Genomic DNA, 18303 nt, shown 5'->3' with positions numbered 1-18303 from the left:
TTAGCCGCGGGTTTGATAGGAGGCCGGGACAGAGGGGGTGGTGTCGGGCTTGTCGGGCGGGAATATCTCGGCGAGATATACCGCCAGCTTCTCGTTGGTGGGGCCGTAGCGGTCGCTGTAGAGGTAAAGCTCCAAATCCGTCAGCATCTCGTAGGCGTTCTGATAACGCTTGTCGCGGTCGCGCTGGAGCGCCTTGAGCAGGATGGTCTCGAGTTTGGGGTCGATGTCCGCCCGGAGCGTCGCGAACTTCGGCAGCGGCATCGTGAGGATGTTGCGCCGGGACTCGAGGCGGCTGGTGCCGCGGAAAATGTTCCGGCCGAGCAGCATTTCGCTCAGCACGATGCCCAGGGCAAACAGGTCGGAACGGCCGTCGGTCACCGCGTAGCTGGCGCCCTCGGTGGAGAGATACTCGTCCTTGCCCGGGATCACCTTGCCTTCCTCATTATACATGAGGTCGAGGGCCTTCGCGATGCCGAAGTCGGTGAGCTTCACGTCGCCCTCGATGGCGAGCATGACGTTTTTGGGGTTCACGTCGCGGTGGACGATGCCGAGGAGGCGGCCGTCGCTGTCGCGTTTGCTGTGGGCGTAATTCAGGCCGCGGCAGACGCGAGAGGCGATGAAGGCGGCGATTTCTACCGGGATCTGCCGTCCCTGCTCGGTGTGGCGCTCGATGAACTGCTCCAGATTAACCCCCCGGACGAATTCCATCGTCATGAAATACTGCCCGCCCACCTGGCCGAGGTGATACGTCTGGACGATGTTGGTGTGGATGAGGTCGGCCACGAGGCGGGCCTCGCCGATGAAGTTCTTCTGGAACTCCGGGATGCTGGAGTACTCCTCCCGAATCAATTTGATGGCCACGACCTTGCGGAAATTGCCGGAGCCGCGCTGGAGGGCTTCATAGACAAGCCCCATGCCGCCTTCGGCAATCTTCCGGGTCAGCTCGTATTGGATTTCGTTGAAGATGTGTTTGAGGCCGGACACAGGCTTACAAAAGCGCCGGCCATGCCGCGTGGCAAGAACTCTGCATCAATATTGCACGATTCCTGCTGTGTGCTTGATTTGCCTGCAACCCGACGGGTTGACAGGCATGAAGCGCATCGTAGGTTGCGCCGCATGATCACCCTTACTTCCCGCGCGGCCCGTCAGGTGCAAAGCATGCATGCGGCCCAAGGTGACGCGCAGAAAAAGCTGCGCGTCTTTGTGGAGGGCGGTGGCTGCTCCGGATTTCAATACGGCATGGCCTTCGACCTGCCCAAGGCGGACGATCAGACCATCGAGACCGAGGGCGTGCAGGTGCTCGTTGATCCGACCAGCCTGGCCTACCTTAGCGGCACGAGCATCGATTTCGACGACGGACTGCAGGGCAAGGGCTTTGAAATTCGCAATCCCAACGCGCAGAGCACCTGTGGCTGCGGCAAGTCGTTCAATTGATTCGCGCATCGGCGCGACTCATCCTGACCGAGACCGAAAGATCTGATCAGGCGACGGCTTCGTGCAGGGCTACGATGCCGAAAGTCAGCGGCATGGCCCGCACGACAGTGAATCCCGCGCGACTTATTTCCATGCTCATGGCCTCGCGATTGGGGAATTTCTCGATCGAACCGCACAGGTATTCGTAGGCCGAGCGGTCGCCGGTCACGATGCCCGCCACGAGGGGGAGCACGAATTTGAGATAAGCGTAGTAAACCGGGCGGAACCAGAAAAAGGGCTGAGAAAATTCCAGCACGAAGAGGCGCCCGCCCGGCCGCAGCACCCGGCGCATCTCGGAGAGGGATTTGTGCCGGTCGGCCATATTGCGCAGGCCGAAGGAAATCGTGACCACATCAAAGGTCTGATCGGGCAGGGGCAGGGCCATGCCGTCGCCTTGCCGGAATTCGATGCCGGACCACCGGTTGTAGCCGGCCTGCTTTTTAACCGCCTCATCCAGCATCGGTTGGCAAAAATCCATGCCCGTGATTCGCGCACCCTCAGGCAAACCGTCTGCCAAGGCAAAAGCCACATCGCCACTGCCCGTAGCGAGATCTAGGAGCGCGCTGGGTTTGGTGTCGTGCACCAAGCGGACGAGACGCTGGCGCCACCAATAATCCACCCCGCCACTCAGGAGGTGATTGGCGATGTCGTAGCTCCCGGCGATGCGGGCAAACATGCTGTTTACGGCCTTGGGATCGGGCATGGATGAACCTTGGTCTTTGTGCGGCTTTGCGATTGACGCAAGCACTGGGTAGTGAATTATTTGTGCCGTAAGACTCCCACGAACTTAACTTTAACCCCAGCTCGCCATGTCCACCAACCTGACAAAACGTGAGATCGTTCTGGAAATCTACGAGAAGACGGGATTTCCGCAGAAGCAAATCCAAGACACGGTGCAGATGACCCTTGATATCGTGATGGATGCGCTGGCCGCCGGCCGGAATGTCGAGCTACGCAATTTCGGCGTGCTCGAGGTTCAGGTTCGCAAGGCCCGCGTCGGCCGCAACCCGAACAAGCCCGAAACCGAGGTCGTCATCCCGGAGCGCGCCGTGGTGAAGTTCAAGTCGGGCAAGATTTTGAAGCAGAAGATCAAGGCGCTGAGCCTCGAGAAGCTGAAGGCCAACCCGCCGGCTCCGGCCTCGGCTGATGGCGAAGACGACGAGGCCTGAGCCCGCGTCTTCTCGCTGTAGTCCGCAATGGCCGGTTTTCAGTCGCTTCCAGGCTTCCGGGAGTTCTACCCGGAGGATTTTTCCCGTCGTCAGCATATTTTCCACGGCTGGCGCAAAGCCGCCAATGCGTTCGGCTTCCAAGAATACGACGCGCCCGTGCTCGAGCCGCTTGAGCTCTATACGACAAAGTCCGGCGACGAGATCGAGGGTCAGTTATTTGCCTTTACGGACAAGGGTGATCGTCAGGTTTCGCTGCGACCGGAGATGACCCCGACGGTGTGCCGCATGGTCGGCGCCAAGGCCGGAGCGCTGAAGCGCCCGATCAAGTGGTTCAGCATCGCGGAATTCTACCGCTACGAGCGCGCGCAGAAAGGCCGGCTTCGGGCTTTCAACCAGTTCAATGCCGACATCTTCGGCGAGGCCGGCCCCGAGGCCGAGATCGAACTCATCGCGTTGCTTATCCAGTGCCTGGCCGGGTTCGGGCTGACGAAAGAAGATTTCTACGTGCGGCTCAGTGATCGGAATCTTTGGTTCTATTACCTCGAAGCGCTTGGATTCGACGAGGCCCAGACGCGCGGCATCCTCTCGGCGGTGGATCGCTTCGAGAAGATGGGCGACGACGCCTTCAAGGGCTACGTGGAGGCGCACGGTGCGCTCGCCGACGACAAGCAGGCCAAGGTGCTGGCTTTCCTGAAGATCAAGAGTCTGGCGGAACTCGAGGCCGCGCTGGCGCCCTTCAATTCAGAGAAACTTGCCGCGCGCCTGTCCGACTGGCGCAAGGTCCTCGACGGCGTCGCCGCGATGGGCTTGGCCGAGTTCATCGCGGTGGACCTCGGCGTTGTGCGCGGGCTGGCCTATTACACGGGTTTCGTGTTCGAGGCCTTCGACCGCAAGGGCGACTTGCGCGCCCTGGCCGGCGGCGGCCGCTACAACGATCTCGTCAAGAAACTCGGTTACGCCGATCTGCCGGCGGTGGGCTTCGCGATTGGCGACGTCACGACCGGTTTGCTGTTGGAGCAGCGCAAACTATCTCCGGTCTACGTAGGCGGCCCAGAAATCTACGTGGTCATCGGCGGCGAGGCGGAACGCAAGGCCGCCTTCGCCGATGTGCAGGCGCTGCGGGCCACGGGCCTGCGGGTCGAGTATCCCTTCAAGGATCTCGCCTTTGGCAAGCAGTTCAAGGCGGCCGCGGAGTCCGGCGCGAAGCTGGCTCTCATCTACGGCGGAGACGAACTCGCCAAGGGGGTCGTGAAAATCCGCAATCTCGCCGACCGCAGCGAACGCGAAGTGCCGCGCGCGGAGGTGCTTGCCGATGTAAGGAGCGCGCTCGGCAAGGGTTGAGGCCTGCCGTTGCACATTGGAGTGGATTCTTCGTTATGCGCAGAGTGACATGCTGAAGATGCCTGACATTCTGCTCAGTCTCGGTCGCATCCTGATCCTCCTGGCCGGCGTCTATGTCATTTGTGCCGTCGGGGCTCACTTTCTCGCGCGATCAATGCTCTTCCCGCGTCCGCCGCTGAAATACTCGCCCGGACCGGAATACATCACGCTCACCGCGCCGGACGGCGTGAAGATCATGGCGCGTCACTGGCCCAATTCCACGGCCAAGCACACGCTGTTCTACCTGCACGGCAACTACGAAGACCTCGGCAGTCTCGGCGAATACCTGCCCGAGTTCGTGAAGGCCGGTTATGCGGTTTTTGCGTTCGACTACCGGGGCTACGGACTCAGCGGCGGGACTCCGGATGAATTGAACGTCTCTGCCGACTCGCGGCTGGCTTACGACCACCTGCGGACGAAGCTTGGTGTGCCGGCTGAGCAGATTGTCATTTTTGGTTACTCTCTGGGGGGCGGGCCGGCGGTGGACCTGGCGAGAAACCGACCTGTGGCCGGGGTTGTCCTCCAGGGCGCATTCGTGAGCGCCTATCGCGTGATGACGCGCATCCCGGTCTTCCCGGCCGACAAGTTCGAGAACTTGGAAAAAATTCCGGAGCTGCGCAGTCCGATCATGATCATTCACGGCACGGCCGATGACACGGTTCCGTCCTGGCACGGGGAGCGGCTTTACGACGCTATCACGGCGCGCAAAGCCAAGCTCATGGTCGAGGGCGGCCCGCACAGCGGCCTCGCCGACTTCACGGGCCCGCGTTACTGGGAAGAGCTGAGGAAGTTTACGGATTCGCTCTAGTTTTCCGATCCGGACGGCTCGCAGCAGGGCCCCTCTGGGGCGACCGTGCGCACGAGGTCGCCGCAAGCGGCGACCCTGCATGGAATCACTTCAAATCCTCCGGCCCGAATGCCGCCGGCAGCAGTGATCCGATCGAGCCGTCAATGCGGTCGAGTCCGTCACAAAAGGAGTGCACCCGAATCTTCCGGCCGAACTCGTAGATCACCTGCCGGCACGCGCCGCAGGGCGCCGTGGCGGTCTTGGTCGGGGTATAGACCACGACGCATTTGAACTCGCGCTCGCCGGCGGCCACGGCGCTGAAAAGCGCCGTGCGTTCGGCGCAGTTGCAGAGCCCGTAGGAGGCGTTCTCGACGTTGCAGCCGCGGAAAATCTTGCCCGTCTTCGTGATGACCGCCGCGCCGACCCGAAACTTGGAATAGGGCGCGTAAGCCTTCGCCGCGGCCGCCTTCGCGGCGGTCCGGAGTTTCTTCAGCTGGGCGGGCGAGGGCATGTCAGAAGCCAAATTCCTGCTTCACTTCGGCGAACTTCTCAATGGCAAACGCGAGATCTTCGCGACTGTGGGCGGCGGACACCTGGGTGCGGATGCGGGCCTGGCCTTGGGCTACAACCGGGAAGAAAAAGCCCACGGCGTAGAGCCCCTTTTCCAAGAGGCGCGCGGACACTTTTTGCGCGAGCACGGCGTCGCCGAGCATGATGGGCACGATGGGGTGTGTGCCCGGCTTGATCGTCAGGCCCGCCTTGGTCAGGCCTTCGCGATAGAAACGCGTGTTCGCGTGCAGTTTGTCGCGCAGGGCCGTCGAAGCGCTCAGCATTTCCAGGCACTTGAGAGCCGCGCCGGCGACGGCCGGTGGAATGGTGTTGGAGAACAGGTAGGGGCGCGACCGCTGACGCAACAGGTCGATGATCTCCTTGCGCCCGCTGGTGTAACCGCCGCTGGCGCCACCGAGGGCCTTTCCGAGCGTGCCGGTGAACACGTCCACGCGGCCCATGACGCCGCAATGTTCGTGCGTGCCACGGCCGGTGGCTCCCATGAAGCCGGCGGCATGGCTGTCGTCCACCATGAGGATCGCCTGGTATTTGTCGGCGAGATCGCAGATGCCGCGCAGGTCGGCGATCGTGCCGTCCATGGAGAACACGCCGTCGGTCGCAATGAGCTTGAAGCGCGCCTTGGCCGCGTCGGCCTCCTGCAGCTTTGCCTCCAGGTCGGCGAGGTTGTTGTTCCGGTAGCGGTAGCGCTGCGCTTTGCACAGGCGGATGCCGTCGATGATTGAAGCGTGGTTCAGCTCGTCGGAAATGACGGCGTCCTCCGCCCCAAGCAGCGTTTCGAACAGGCCGCCGTTGGCGTCGAAGCACGAGGAATAGAGGATGGTGTCGTCGGTGCCGAGGAAGCGTGCGAGCGCAGTCTCCAGGTCGCGGTGGATTTGCTGCGTGCCGCAGATGAAACGCACCGAGGCGAGCCCGTAGCCCCAGCGGTCGAGGGCCGCGTGGGCTGCCGCGATCAACTCCGGGTGGTCGGCGAGGCCGAGGTAGTTGTTGGCGCACAGGTTCAGCACTCGGCGCTCCGCCGACCCCGAGCCTGTCGTGGGGCTTCCAGCCACGGCAATATGCGCGGTCTGGTGCGTGGTGATGATGCGCTCGCGCTTGGTCAGGCCGGCGGCGTCGATCTCAGCGAGGGTCTTCTGCAGGTGGGCGGTGAAGGAGAGATTCATGATTGGTGGCTTTGGGGAGGGCACATCGCCTGATGTGCCGCGGCCCAGCGGGAGCTGGGCCCTCCAGGTGGGTTCAAAATTAATCCCAGCTCAGCACGATCTTGCCTGAGCGGCCGGAGCCCATGAGGTCAAATCCCTGCTGAAACTCCGCGATCGGCAGGCGGTGGGTGATGACGGGCGTGATGTCCATGCCGCCGAGCACGAGGGCGGTCATCTTATACCACGTCTCGAACATCTCGCGGCCGTAAATGCCCTTCAGGTGAAGCATCTTGAAGACAATCTTGTTCCAATCGACGGTCGCCTCGCCGGGATGGACGCCGAGCAACGCGATGCGTCCGCCCATCACCATGTTGTCGATCATCTGGTTCAGGGCGCCAGAATTGCCGGACATCTCCAGCCCGATGTCGAAGCCCTCGGTCATGCCGAGTTCGTTGTGCCAGACGTCGGACAGATTTTCCTTGGCGACATTCACCGCACGGATCGGGCCTAGTTTCTTGGCCAGTTCGAGGCGCGAGTCGTTGACATCGGTGATGACGATGTGCCGGGCGCCGGCGTGCTGCGCGACGGCGATGGCCATGCAGCCGATCGGGCCGGCGCCGGTGATGAGCACGTCCTCGCCGACCATGTCAAACGAGAGGGTCGTGTGCACGGCGTTGCCGAGCGGGTCGAAGCAGGCGACGACGTCGGTGTTCAGGCCGGCCGGCACCTTCCAGACGTTGGTGGCGGGGATGGAAACGTATTCGGCAAAGGCACCGTCGCGGTTCACACCGACGCCGACGGTGTTGGGGCAAAGGTGGCGCCGGCCGGCGAGACAGTTGCGGCAGTGTCCGCACACGATATGCCCTTCACCGGTCACGAGCTGGCCCTTGGTGAAGCCGGTCACGCCGTCGCCGCACTCCTCGACCGTTCCAACGTATTCGTGGCCGATCACCAACGGCGGCTTGATGGTGCGCGCGGCCCAGGCGTCCCACTTGTTGATGTGGACGTCGGTGCCGCAGATGGCGGTCTTGCGGATCTTGATGATGACATCGTTCAGGCCGGGGCGGGGAACCGGCACGTCGCGCATGACGAGACCGGGACCGGCAGCTGGCTTCACGATGGCGCGCATGGTTTGGGGCATGGGGCAGGTTTGGTTGCCGTTGAACTTAGGTCCAACGCCTTATGACACAACAGCGAAGGCGATGTCTGAGCAGAGACCACGGGTTAGGGACAACAGACCACCGAGGCAATTAGGGGCACCAGCTGACTGTCTTTTATCGCGTTGTTGTTGCGGTCAGTGGTCCGTTGTCAGTGGTCTGTCTTCACTCGACCTCACATCAGCCACAGCCGCGCGATGCCGAGGAAGAAGCCCATGCTAGCCACGTCGGTCGCGGTGGTGAGGAAGATGCTCGAGGCCGTCGCCGGGTCGGCGCCGAATTTCTTGAGGGTGATCGGCACCATCACGCCCGACACACCGCTCAGGAAGCAGCTGCCCATCATCGCCAGAAACACAATCGTGCCGAGTTGGTAGGGCGACACGGCGGTCTGCTGCCACGTGGCGTAGAAAAACATGCCCAGGCCGGCGGTGATGCCGACGAGCGCGCCGTTGGCGAGGCCGAGCGCGGCCTCCTTCACGAGGAACTGGCTTTCGCGGCCGGCCTTGAGTTCGCCGAGCGTGATGCCGCGCAGCGACACCGCCAGCGCCTGGCAGCCGGTGTTGCCCGACTGGCCGGCGAGCACCGGCAGGAACACCGCGAGCACGACGATCTGGTCGATCGTGTCCTCGAACAGCCCGACCACCGCGGCCGCGATGAAAGCGGTGAGCAGGTTGAACTGCAGCCAGGGGTGCCGGAACTTGAGGCTGCGGAGGAACGGCGTGTTGACGCGTTCCTCGCTTTCGACACCCACCATCGCGCCGGGCTGGGCGCTGATCTCGATGGCCTGTTGCTCGAAAATCCGCGAGCCGCGGGCGATGCCGAGGAGCAGGCCCTGATCGTCGCACACGGGGTAGGACGGGTAGTGCCGGTTCACCGTCTGACGCATTGCCTCCATCAGCGGGTACTCCGGCCGCAGCACGAAGGGGTCCTTAAGCATGAAGGAGTCTAGCCGCGTCCCTTTCTCATGCAGCAACAGATCGCGCATGGTGACCACGCCCTTCAGCACGCCCTGCGGATTGACGATGTAACAATAGGTGAACAGTCGCTTGGCGGCGAGTTCTCGCACGCGTTCGGTCGCCTCGGCGACGGTCAGGGACTCGGGAAAGACCGCGATGGGATCTTCCATGAGTCGGCCGATGGTGTTCTCGGGGTAGGTGCCGGGGCGGAATGGCGCGGAGGTCTCTTGCATGGAGGGATGAAGGGAAAAATCAGGGAGTGTCGAGGTGCCGCCAGAGATACCAGCTGGCAACCGAGCGATACGGCTGCCAGCACCGGGCGTGCCGGAGGATCACGGCGGGCGACGGGTCGATACGCTTGCGGTAAAGCTGCTTGAAGGCGAGCCGGATAGCGAAGTCGCCGGTCGGCATCACGTCGGCCCGGCCGAGGGTGAAGATCAGCAGCATGTGCACGGTCCACGGACCGATGCCGCGGACCTCGGTCAGTCGCTCCTCCAACTCGGCGTCGGTGAGCCGGCCCGCATCCTTGAGCGAGGGCACGGTGCCCGCCAGGCACTTGGCGGAGAGATCGCGGACGGCCAGCAGCTTGGCCCGCGAGAGGCCGGCCGTTCGCAGGGCTTCGTCGGAGACGCGGATAAGCGCCTCGGGGATCGGTCCACCATGCTGGCGCAATTGCGCCAGCACGCGTCCGTGAATCGTGGCCGCCGCCTTGCCGTGCAGTTGCTGATAGACGATGGAGCGCAGCAGGGCCTCAAACAGGCTGTGGGAAGGCGTGAGCTTGAGTGCGAACGGCCCCACGCGCTTGGTCAGCGTCGCCATGACCGGATCAGTCGCGCGCAGGTGCGCGACGGCGTCGACAGGATCAAACTGGAAACGTTGCCTCATGGCTTAATTGTCATCGCGAGGGCGGCAAAGCCGCCCGTGGCGATCCAGTCCCTCGACAGGCTCGGGACCTTGAGCTTGTCGAAACAGCTGGATTGCTTCGTCGTGTCGCTCCTCGCCATGACAGGATTCATTCCGACAACAGCTCCGCGCCTTCGAGCACGAGCAGACGGGTCTTCGTGCGCACGCCGCCGGGGGCGGAGAAGCCGGTCATCTTGTCGCTGGCCGACACCACGCGGTGACAGGGCACGATCAGAGGCCAGGGATTGGTGGCGAGGGCCACACCGACGGCGCGCGCCGCTTCGTTGCCGAGGGCCATGAGCTTCGCGATCTCGCCGTAGCTCTTCTTGTAGCCGGGCTTGATGGCCAGCGCGTGGCGATAGACGGCCTGCTGAAAATCGCTCACCCGGGACCAGTCGAGACGCGCCTGCTCGAAGTCCTGCAGCTTGCCGTCGAGGTGCTGCTGCACGCGGGTGATGAGCGCCTGCACCCAGTCGGGGGTGGGGCCGGACTCGCCGGTGAGGCGGTCCTTCGCGGCGATATGCTGGTCGGTCAGTTCCTCGGTTGCCTCGGGCAGTTGGAAGCCCGTGAGCCCGGTGTCGTTCCACGCAATGCCACAGGTGCCGAAGGCCGTGGGGAAAAGCGTGTGAGGCATGGTCGGCAGGCTAGGGGGCGCGTTCAGGCGTGCAAGCCTCCGCCGGGTGGCCGATCGGCCAAGGACGGTGCTACGGACCACAGACCACTGACTACAGACAACGGACCCGGCCCGGAACCGGGATGATTGTGACTTCGTTGGGCTGGCATGGACGGTTCGGCTGCAAGGGCGGGTTCAGGTCCGTGGTCTATGGTCCGTTGTCCGTGGTCACGCTCCGCCTCACTGCCATTCCGCTCGCCTCGGCGGCGGCGGCCTGTTTTCGTCCGCGTTCACCGCCATGCCGACAAACCGGTTCTATAACGAGTTCGACACCCAATGCTGGAGCTCCAGCCGGAAGCCCGACTACCGCACACCGTTCCAGATCGATCGCGACCGCATCATCCACGCGCACGCCTTCCGCAAGCTCCAGTCGAAGACCCAGGTGTTCCTCAGCGGCGAATACGACTTCTACCGCACGCGCCTCACGCATTCGATGGAGGTCGCCCAGATCGGCCGCTCCATCTGCAGCTACCTGCTCAGCCGCGGCGACCCGTTGTCGGATGACTTCTACATCGACGCCGACCTCGTCGAGGCGAGCTGCCTGTCGCACGACATGGGGCATCCGCCGTTCGGCCACAGCGGCGAGCGCACGCTGCAGGAGCTGATGAAGCGCCGCGGCGGCTTCGAGGGCAACGCGCAGACGCTGCACCTCCTCTGCGAGACCATCTACCAGAACGAGAGCGGCGTGAAGGGCATGCAGCCCACGCGCGCGCTCCTCGACGGCGTGCTGAAATACAAGAAGCTCTACACCGAGTTCGCCACCCCGCCGCTCAACCACTTCATCTACGACGGCCAGGGCGGCATCCGCGACTGGGTCTTCGCCGGCGCCCGCATCCCCGGACCGCTCATGCGCGGCGAGGCGCTGAATGACTTCAAGAGCGTCGAGTGCCAGATCATGGACTGGGCCGACGACGCGGCTTACTCACTCAACGACATCGTGGACGGCGTGCGTGCGGGCTTCCTCACGGTCGAGCGCGTCGAGCGCTGGGCCGCCGGCGAGGCCATCGGCGCGATCGAACAGAAGCACCTTGACTCGTTCTTTGACGCCGTACGCAAGGACCGGCTCGAAAACACCTTTTCCAAGAAGATCGGCCACTTCATCCAGGCCTGTCGCCTGAAGACGCGCGACAACTTCATGGCCGAGAAGACGAATCGCTACAAATACGACCTCATCATTGAGGAGACGGCGCGCGGCGAGGCGGAGTTCTTCAAGAAGATGGCCAACGACATCATCTTCGAGAGCCCGCAGCTCGAGCAGCTGGAGCACAAGGCGCGCGTCATCATCAACGCCCTCTTCAACGCCATCTGGGAAAACTACGTCCAGCGCAACGAGCGCATCATCCGCATCCTTCCCGGCAACGTCAGCCGCCTGATCGAGGCGGAGAAGACCCAGGACGGCAAAGCTCGCCGCATCTGCGACTTCATCGCCGGCCAGACCGACGGCATGATCGTGCGGACCTACCGGCGGCTGTTTGATCCGGAGTTTGGGAGTTTCAGGGATTTGAGCTGAGGAGGTTCTTCACAGCAGTCACGCAATCCGCGGCGTGGGTCATGGCAATCAAGTGGCCACCGTCGATCACATGCTCGACATGCTTTGGCAGTGGTATGACCAAGTCGTGCCGGCCATGGATGCGGTGGATTGGCACGTATTTTTCGATGCCTTTCCAGTTCACGATGGCCCGACACATAGCACGAATGAAGTCGGGGTCGCTGTCTTTGAACATCTGCATCAAATCCATCGGAGCTTTGCCTGCGAGTTGCTGAATGAATGGCAACGGGGCGAGGTCGATCAACGGCGAAACTGCGCGCAGCAAAGTGCTGACTTCGTCTGGTGACCGAGCGCTGCCAATCAGTATAATTCCCCTGAGCGGCACCATCATCGCTATTTCGGTCGCTACCATGCCACCGAGTGAAGAACCGGCCAGCCATGCACCCTCTTCGATCGAATGACGGCGAACGACGCTCTCCGCTATTTCGCTCAATGATTGTTCGCCCGAGTAGTCGGGCCAGTTAAGGAAGGAGCAATCAGGCAGAGTGTCCCACGGTGCTGGATACATACGCCGGTCGGCACCCATACCGGGAAGAACATAGATCATACTCAGTCTATCCCCTGCATCGCACTGAACGCCCGTGAGCGCAGTGGCGCGTGGCGGATGAGGTCGGCGTTGGTGAGGCCGCGGACGGCATCGGCAGAGGGCGGGACGTATTCGAGGCGAAAGCTGGCGTTCCAATCCCAGTTATCCCTTTGCGACATAGCGGCAGGGGGGATTTCCGGTTTGGTGATGTCTCGAATCCACCAATCCCGATCCGTGAGATCGATCTGGATGGCAAGGCTCTCGCCGGGTTTGAGCACGATGATGTTCTCCGCCCGGGGGGCCGGCACCGCAAAGTCCGCGGGCGGCGCCCACACGAAGCGGTTGTGGTTCATGAGCGCATTGGGCACGAGGCGGAAGGAGCGGCCGCCGGGGAGATCCACGATGGCGAGGTTCTTGTCGCCGTAGTTGTGCAGCGTGGCGATGACGGCGTTGATCGGACGCTGGATTTGTTGCGACGGGCGGGTCGGGTCGCGCGATTCCGTCGGCGGCCGCTGCAGCGTGATGGTCAGGCCGAGCGGTTCCCAAGCGAAGTTCTTCAGCACGGCGGTGCCATTGCCGCCGACGGCAACCGAGACGGCCATCGGGGCGCCGGCCCTTTCCTTGATGGCCATGGATTCGGTGCGCAACGCGGCTTCCTTCGACATGAACATCGCCTCGATGCCGTAGCGCACGCGGATGTCGTCATGGTCCACGCTTACCACGCGGCCGCGCAGGAACGGGCCGCTTGCGGGCGGTTGGTCGCTGAGCGCGACCAACTCGGCGATGCCGTGCTCGTTGATCTTCAGGGCGGCATAGACCACGCGGTCATGCAGCCGGCGCTGCTGTCGCCAGTCGCCGGTGAACTTGACCCATTTGGCCGTCTCGCCCCGGCAGAGCGCGGCGGGCACGACGCTGATGTCGTAATTGAGTCGCACGTAGGCGCCGCGCATCGGGTCGTTGGGATCGATGGGGGCGGTGCGCAGCGTGAGCGGCGTGCCGGTGTGCATGATCCACTCGCGCTGCCCGGCCATGAAGGCGAGCACGAGCACCTGCAGGACGGCGACGGTGATGACGAGTTTCAATTTCATGCGCCGCCTCCTGTTTCGCGCCGAACTTTTCGGTAATACATCGCCTCGGCGAAGAAGATGCCGCCGAGGATGATGAAGGCCACGCCGCGCGAGGCCATGCTCTCAAAGAGGTCGAAGTAACGGGCAAACACCACGAAGCTCAGCAGCACCGAGCCGAGCACCGTCGGTCGTAGCAGGCTCTCGCGACAACCGCGCCACATCCACATGATGGCCACGCCGAGCAGCATCAGATTGAATGACCAGGCGACGAAAAGCTCCAGCGCCTGCACGCCGATCACCGCCAGACCGAAGCAATAGACCAGCGCGATGGGCAGCAGCCAGTCCTCGACCGGGACCGAGATGCTTTTCAACACGAGGGCGCGCCGGGCCAGCAGCACCCAGGCGATCAGACCGGCGGCAAAGAGGCTCCAGCCGAAGCCCGCGGCAAGAAAGACATCGGAACCGTTGCTATTCGACCAGTCGAGCAGGTCGTCGGCCGCCTCATGAAACGATAGCACGTAGGCGCACACGAGAAACGCGCCCCAGCCGAAGAAAGCCATCACGCTGGCACCGCCGCCAAAGTCGGGCCGATAGATTGTGCACCAACGGGCGGCGGCCAGCAGCAGCACGCCGAGCGCGAGGCTGGTAGTCAGCGAGTGAGCTTCGCCACCCCAGTAGGTGGCGTTGACGGCGATGAGGAACTGGATGACGGCCAGAGCGGCGGCGAGCAGGAGGGCGGAGCGCTGCCGCCACGCCAGTGGCACGATGCCACCGACGACCAGCAGCACGGCCCAGTATTGGGCGTTGTTGAAGCCAAACGTCTCACTACAGCCCCAGATCAAGATCAGCACCGTGGCCATCAGCCCCTGAGCCGTCGAGCGAAGCGCCCAGGCCATGGCGAGTGCGCCGAGCGCCCAGAAGAGGAAGCCGTTGGGGTAGTGTTCGTCGATGTGGTAGATCTGTGCGACCAGCCAGATGCCGGCGCCGTAGAGCATGGTGCCGAGCACAGTCAGCGCCTCGCCCAGTTTCGCCTGCCAGCCCGCACGCGCGAGCAGCCGGATGCCGAACGTGTGCGCGGCGATCACCGAGCCGAGGACGAGGGCCAGCTTGCCGAACTTGGAAATTTCATCCCAGTTGTAGGCGAAGAGGAGAATCACCCCAAGGCCGACGACGATTGCGCCAGCCGTGGCGAAGACCAAAAGTCCCCACGGAACTGCAGGAGCAGTGGAGGCGTAGCGGGCACGGAGCTTTCCGGCCTGTTCGACGGACACAACACCCTCCGCCTCCCAGCGGTCGATCTCGGTCATGAGCCAACGAACGTGTTTTTGCATGAGGTAAGCGGCCCGCTTGTCAGCCCAGCCAAGCGGGGGTTCGAGCGGCCGGCAACGCCATTTATCTCTTGGGACTCACAGCACCAGCTCCCAATATCCGACGTCGATCCACTGGTTGAACTTCCAGCCGACTTCCTTGAAGTGGCCGATTTTTTGGAAGCCGAGTTTCTCGTGCAGGGCGATGCTGCCGGGGTTGGGGATGGAGATGCCGCCGATGAGGGCGTGGTATTTCTGGGCGCGCAGGGCCTCGATCAGGGCGGTGTAGAGCTTGCGACCGAGACCGCGGCCGGTGGCGTCCTGGTCGAGATAGACCGTCGTCTCGAGCGAGTAGCGGAACGAGCAGCGCGACTTCCATTTGCTGGCGTAGGTGTAGCCTAGCACGCGGCCGTTATCCTCCCACACCAGCCACGGGATGCCGGCGCCCTGCACTTCGCGGATGCGGGAGACAATCTCGTCGGTGGTCACGGCCTCCTCCTCGAAGGTCACGATGGTGTGCAGGACGTAGTGATTGTAGATCGCCGCAATGGCGGCGGCATCGGCAGAAGTGGCGGCGCGGAGCATGGGAGGAAAGGGAAGAAAAACCTGAAACTTGAGACCTGAAACCTGAAGATTGAGAAGGGCAGCGACGGACTCGAAATACACGAAGGGGCACGAAATCCAAGTCAGGGTTGACCATCGATGACACAGATGAGCACGGATTGGAACGGGGCAGTCTCTTCTTCGTAGGGTCGTTGCTTGCGACGACCTGGCTCGGCAATCGCGACCGAGGTCGGCGCAAGCGCAGACCCTACAATCGAGCCAGCCCGCGCAGAGCGCGGGCTCCACCATTTGGGAGTCGGTCGGTGCGGAGACCGAACCCCTCTACTTCGCGGTGAGGCTGACTTCGGTTGGGGCGAGGCCGGGGGAAGTGGCGCGGAGGGTGATCGGGCCGAACTCGCCGGTCTTGGTGCGGATCACGACCAGCACCAGGCCGTTGAAGGCGGCGCGCTCCTTGGACTGGAACGACTCAAAGCTCGTCGGGTCACCGTTGTCGGTGGCGATGATCTCGGCCGGGCCGCTGACCGCAAAAGCCACGCGGTTGGCCGCGCGCGGGGCGAGCACGCCGTCGGCGTCCTCGATACGCACGGTGACGAATGAGAGGTCCTTACCGTCGGCGGTGATCTCGCGGCGGTCAGGCATGAGCTTCAGCCTCGCGGCGGGACCGGCGGTGCGTTGCACGGTTTCGGCCCATTTGGCGCCGGCCTTGTAGGCGACCAGCCGGACTTCACCAGGGGCGTATTTCACGTCGTCCCAGCGCAGCCGGTATTCGCCCTTCGCGAGTTTCTTGCGGCCGAGCGACTGACCGTTGACCCAGAGCTCGGCCTCGTCGCCCGAGGTGTAGGCGTGGACCGGCGTGACATGGCCGACGCGCTCGGGCCAGGTCCAGTGTGGGAGCAGGTGGGCCATCGGCAGGTCGGGGCGCCAGCGGGCTTGGTAGAAGTAGTAGCGGTCCTTCGGGAAGCCGGCGAGGTCCACGATGCCGAAGTAGGAACTGCGCGACGGCGTCGGGATGCGGCCGAGCTCCTCCAGTTGCTTCTTCTGGCGTTCCTTTTCGGCGGGGTCGGAGAAGTTGAGCAGGTTGGTGAGGTCAGCGTTGTAGGGGGTCGGTTCGCCGAGGTAGTCGAAGCCGGTCCACACGAACTCGCCCGCGTAGCCGGGCACGGCGTCGGCCGCGCGCCACTCGACATCGGGCGGCGTGGCCCAGGGTGCCGCGTAGAGATCGTAGCTGCTCACCTGGAAGTCGGCGCGGCTGGCGGGGTCGATCTTGTTGTCGCTGATCGGGAAGAAGTACACGCCGCGCGAGCTCAGGGCGGACGCGGTCTCGGCGCCGAAGAGCGGGACGGTCGGGTTGATCTGTCTGAAGCGGGCGTATTCGTTGATGCGGTAGTTGTAGCCGATGGCGTCGAGCACATGCTGGAAGCCGTTGTAGCCGCTGATCTCGCCGTTGAAGCCGGCGCTGACGGGGCGCGTGCGGTCCTCCTCGCGCATGATGCCGGCGAGGCGGGCGGCAAGTTTCCAGCCTTCCTGGCCGTCGGCCCACCACTGCTCGATCACTTCGTTGCCGATGCTCCAGAGGATGACGCTCGGGTGGTTGCGGTCCCGGCGCACGAGCGCGCGGAGGTCGGCTTCGTGCCAGTCGGGGAACTGGACGTGGTAGTCCTGACGGTTCTTGCCCTTGCCCCAGCAGTCGAAGGCTTCGTCCATCACGAGGAAGCCTAGCTTGTCGCACAGGTCGAGCAGCTCGGGTGCGGGCGGGTTGTGGCTGGTGCGGATGGCGTTGCAACCCATGGCACGGAGAATCTCCAGCTGGCGCTCCAGCGCGCGGACGTTGATCGCGGTGCCGAGCGCGCCGAGGTCGTGGTGATTGCATACGCCGCGGATCGGCACGACCTCGCCGTTGAGCAGCAAGCCGCGGTCGGCGTCGAAGGCGATGCTGCGGATGCCGAAGGGCGTCTCGATACGGTCCACAACGCGGCCGTCCTGGCTGATGGTGGTAACGGCGACGTAGCGGTGTGGTGCGCTCACGCTCCAGAGCTTGGGTTGCGTCACGACCAGCGACTGCGTGGCCGAGGCCTGTCGGCCGGGTTCGATGCCGACCGAAACCGGAGCGCCAGTGGCGGCTGGGGCGGAGGATTTGCGGTCGCTGGCATCGAGGGCGAAGACTTCGGTGGCGATGCTCAGGCTGGCCTTCGCCGCGGAGTCGTTGTCGGTGATGACCTGCACGCTCACGTGTGCGGCGTCGGCTGTGATCTTAGGAGTGGTGACGACGGTGCCCCAATGGGCGACGTGGATGGGGCCGGTCTTGGTGAGCCAGACGTTGCGGTAGAGGCCACCGCCGGGATACCAGCGCGAGGATTCGGTCGGGTTGTCGAGGCGGATGGCGATGACGTTTTTTTCGCCGGGTTTAACGAACGGGGTGAGGTCGAGCTGGTAGGAGGTGTAGCCGTAGGGCCAGCCGCCGACGAAGTGCCCGTTGAGCCAGACGAGCGAGTGGGCCATGGCGCCGTCAATCTCGAGAACGAGCCGGCGGCCTGCATCGCTGGCGGGCACGTCGAAGTGCTTGCGATACCACGCGACACCCCACCACGGGAGCTTGCCGGTGTCGCCGGGGTATTCCTGCTTGAAGGCGCCCTCGATGCCCCAGTCGTGCGGGAGGTTGAGTTTGCGCCAGTCGCTGTCGTCGAAACCGGGCTGGGTGTGCGTGAAGTGTCCGCCGAAGTTGCCGCGGGGCTGAGTGATCCGCGGGCTGGTGGGACCGAAGAGATCGGCCGCGGAGGCGAGGAGCCAAGGTTTGGAGTAGGCGTAGTCGAGCTGACCGAGCACCCATTCGGCGTCGGTGCGGCTGAAGAGCCAGCCGTCGTTAAAGGAGACGCGCTCACGGGGCGGGGCGTCGGCCCGTTCGACAGGCTCAGGGCTGGCGGCGATAACACGGAGCGAAATCAGGGCGAACAGGGCGACGAGGATCAGGGGCGTGCGCATGGCGGGGAGGGGGATGCTCCAAGTCTGGCCGCGTGGGAGCGAAGTGGCGAGGCCACCGGCATGCCGTCCGCTGGCTTTTGCTGCCCGGATTTTGCGGGGAATTT

Annotated in this window: 18 protein-coding genes; 5 read left to right on the top strand and 13 right to left on the bottom strand. The window is 63.8% G+C overall.

Going from position 1 to position 18303, the window contains the following annotated elements; all coding sequences use genetic code 11:
• Complete coding sequence (locus tag ESB00_RS11480) at nt 1–984, bottom strand: serine/threonine protein kinase (RefSeq protein ID WP_129047823.1); 984 nt, start codon at nt 982–984, stop codon at nt 1–3.
• 132 nt (nt 985–1116) lie between these two features.
• Between ESB00_RS11480 and erpA the strand changes: the two genes are divergently transcribed.
• Nucleotides 1117–1434, top strand: a complete 318-nt coding sequence (gene erpA, locus ESB00_RS11475) for an iron-sulfur cluster insertion protein ErpA (protein WP_129047822.1) — start codon at nt 1117–1119, stop codon at nt 1432–1434.
• Nucleotides 1435–1480: 46 nt separating this feature from the next.
• On the opposite strand, the gene ubiE is transcribed toward erpA, so the two are convergent.
• Entirely contained in the window at nt 1481–2176 is a 696-nt protein-coding gene (gene ubiE, locus ESB00_RS11470; RefSeq protein ID WP_129047821.1) for a bifunctional demethylmenaquinone methyltransferase/2-methoxy-6-polyprenyl-1,4-benzoquinol methylase UbiE, read from the bottom strand.
• Between the two features lie 106 nt (nt 2177–2282).
• On the opposite strand from ubiE, the gene ESB00_RS11465 reads away from it, so the two are divergent.
• The 3 genes from ESB00_RS11465 to ESB00_RS11455 are packed head-to-tail and all read left to right on the top strand — an operon-like array spanning nt 2283 to nt 4830.
• Complete coding sequence (locus ESB00_RS11465) at nt 2283–2642, top strand: HU family DNA-binding protein (protein WP_129047820.1); 360 nt, start codon at nt 2283–2285, stop codon at nt 2640–2642.
• A gap of 27 nt (nt 2643–2669) precedes the next feature.
• Nucleotides 2670–3983 (top strand): histidine--tRNA ligase, encoded by a 1314-nt coding sequence (gene hisS / locus ESB00_RS11460; protein WP_129047819.1) that lies wholly within the window; start codon nt 2670–2672, stop codon nt 3981–3983.
• A gap of 49 nt (nt 3984–4032) precedes the next feature.
• The gene (locus tag ESB00_RS11455) at nt 4033–4830 is read left to right on the top strand and encodes an alpha/beta hydrolase (protein ID WP_129047818.1); all 798 of its coding nucleotides are present in this window, start codon (nt 4033–4035) and stop codon (nt 4828–4830) included.
• A gap of 85 nt (nt 4831–4915) precedes the next feature.
• Here ESB00_RS11455 and ESB00_RS11450 read toward each other — a convergent pair whose 3' ends face one another.
• From ESB00_RS11450 to ESB00_RS11425, 6 genes are all read right to left on the bottom strand, one after another.
• Nucleotides 4916–5320: a cytidine deaminase gene (locus ESB00_RS11450; protein WP_129047817.1), complete on the bottom strand. Its 405-nt coding sequence runs from the start codon at nt 5318–5320 to the stop codon at nt 4916–4918.
• Between the two features lies 1 nt (nt 5321).
• A complete protein-coding gene (locus ESB00_RS11445) occupies nt 5322–6539 on the bottom strand; it encodes a glycine C-acetyltransferase (protein WP_129047816.1) in 1218 nt (405 codons plus the stop codon).
• A gap of 79 nt (nt 6540–6618) precedes the next feature.
• Nucleotides 6619–7647 carry an L-threonine 3-dehydrogenase gene (tdh, locus tag ESB00_RS11440; RefSeq protein ID WP_129048346.1) on the bottom strand — a complete coding sequence of 343 codons (1029 nt, stop codon included), beginning with the start codon at nt 7645–7647 and terminating at the stop codon, nt 6619–6621.
• Between the two features lie 203 nt (nt 7648–7850).
• Nucleotides 7851–8864, bottom strand: coding sequence for a magnesium transporter (locus ESB00_RS11435; RefSeq protein ID WP_129047815.1), 1014 nt, complete (start codon nt 8862–8864; stop codon nt 7851–7853).
• 19 nt (nt 8865–8883) lie between these two features.
• Complete coding sequence (locus ESB00_RS11430) at nt 8884–9516, bottom strand: DNA-3-methyladenine glycosylase family protein (protein ID WP_129047814.1); 633 nt, start codon at nt 9514–9516, stop codon at nt 8884–8886.
• A 127-nt stretch (nt 9517–9643) separates the two neighbouring features.
• Complete coding sequence (locus ESB00_RS11425; protein ID WP_129047813.1) at nt 9644–10168, bottom strand: methylated-DNA--[protein]-cysteine S-methyltransferase; 525 nt, start codon at nt 10166–10168, stop codon at nt 9644–9646.
• 277 nt (nt 10169–10445) lie between these two features.
• Here ESB00_RS11425 and dgt point away from each other — a divergent pair, with 277 nt between their 5' ends.
• Nucleotides 10446–11717, top strand: coding sequence for a dGTP triphosphohydrolase (dgt, locus tag ESB00_RS11420; RefSeq protein WP_129047812.1), 1272 nt, complete (start codon nt 10446–10448; stop codon nt 11715–11717).
• Here the strand turns inward: dgt and ESB00_RS11415 are convergent.
• The 5 genes from ESB00_RS11415 to galB all read right to left on the bottom strand — a co-directional run bounded on the left by ESB00_RS11415 (nt 11701) and on the right by galB (nt 18199).
• A complete protein-coding gene (locus ESB00_RS11415) occupies nt 11701–12303 on the bottom strand; it encodes an alpha/beta fold hydrolase (protein ID WP_129047811.1) in 603 nt (200 codons plus the stop codon). The two genes, dgt and ESB00_RS11415, sit on opposite strands and share 17 nt — an antisense overlap.
• Nucleotides 12304–12305: 2 nt before the next feature.
• Entirely contained in the window at nt 12306–13370 is a 1065-nt protein-coding gene (locus ESB00_RS11410) for a GDYXXLXY domain-containing protein (RefSeq protein ID WP_129047810.1), read from the bottom strand.
• A complete protein-coding gene (locus tag ESB00_RS11405; RefSeq protein WP_129047809.1) occupies nt 13367–14680 on the bottom strand; it encodes a DUF2157 domain-containing protein in 1314 nt (437 codons plus the stop codon). The genes ESB00_RS11410 and ESB00_RS11405 overlap by 4 nt, the downstream gene beginning before the upstream one ends.
• A gap of 75 nt (nt 14681–14755) precedes the next feature.
• The gene (locus ESB00_RS11400; RefSeq protein ID WP_129047808.1) at nt 14756–15241 is read right to left on the bottom strand and encodes an arsinothricin resistance N-acetyltransferase ArsN1 family B; all 486 of its coding nucleotides are present in this window, start codon (nt 15239–15241) and stop codon (nt 14756–14758) included.
• 300 nt (nt 15242–15541) lie between these two features.
• On the bottom strand, nt 15542–18199 hold the full coding sequence (galB, locus tag ESB00_RS11395) for a beta-galactosidase GalB (RefSeq protein ID WP_129047807.1): 2658 nt from the start codon (nt 18197–18199) through the stop codon (nt 15542–15544).
• Between the last annotated feature and the right edge of the window lie 104 nt (nt 18200–18303).

The organism is Oleiharenicola lentus, assembly GCF_004118375.1.
Lineage (GTDB): Bacteria > Verrucomicrobiota > Verrucomicrobiia > Opitutales > Opitutaceae > Lacunisphaera > Lacunisphaera lenta.
Note: the sequence above shows the minus strand (reverse complement) of the source record. Positions and strands in the feature narration are given on the sequence as shown.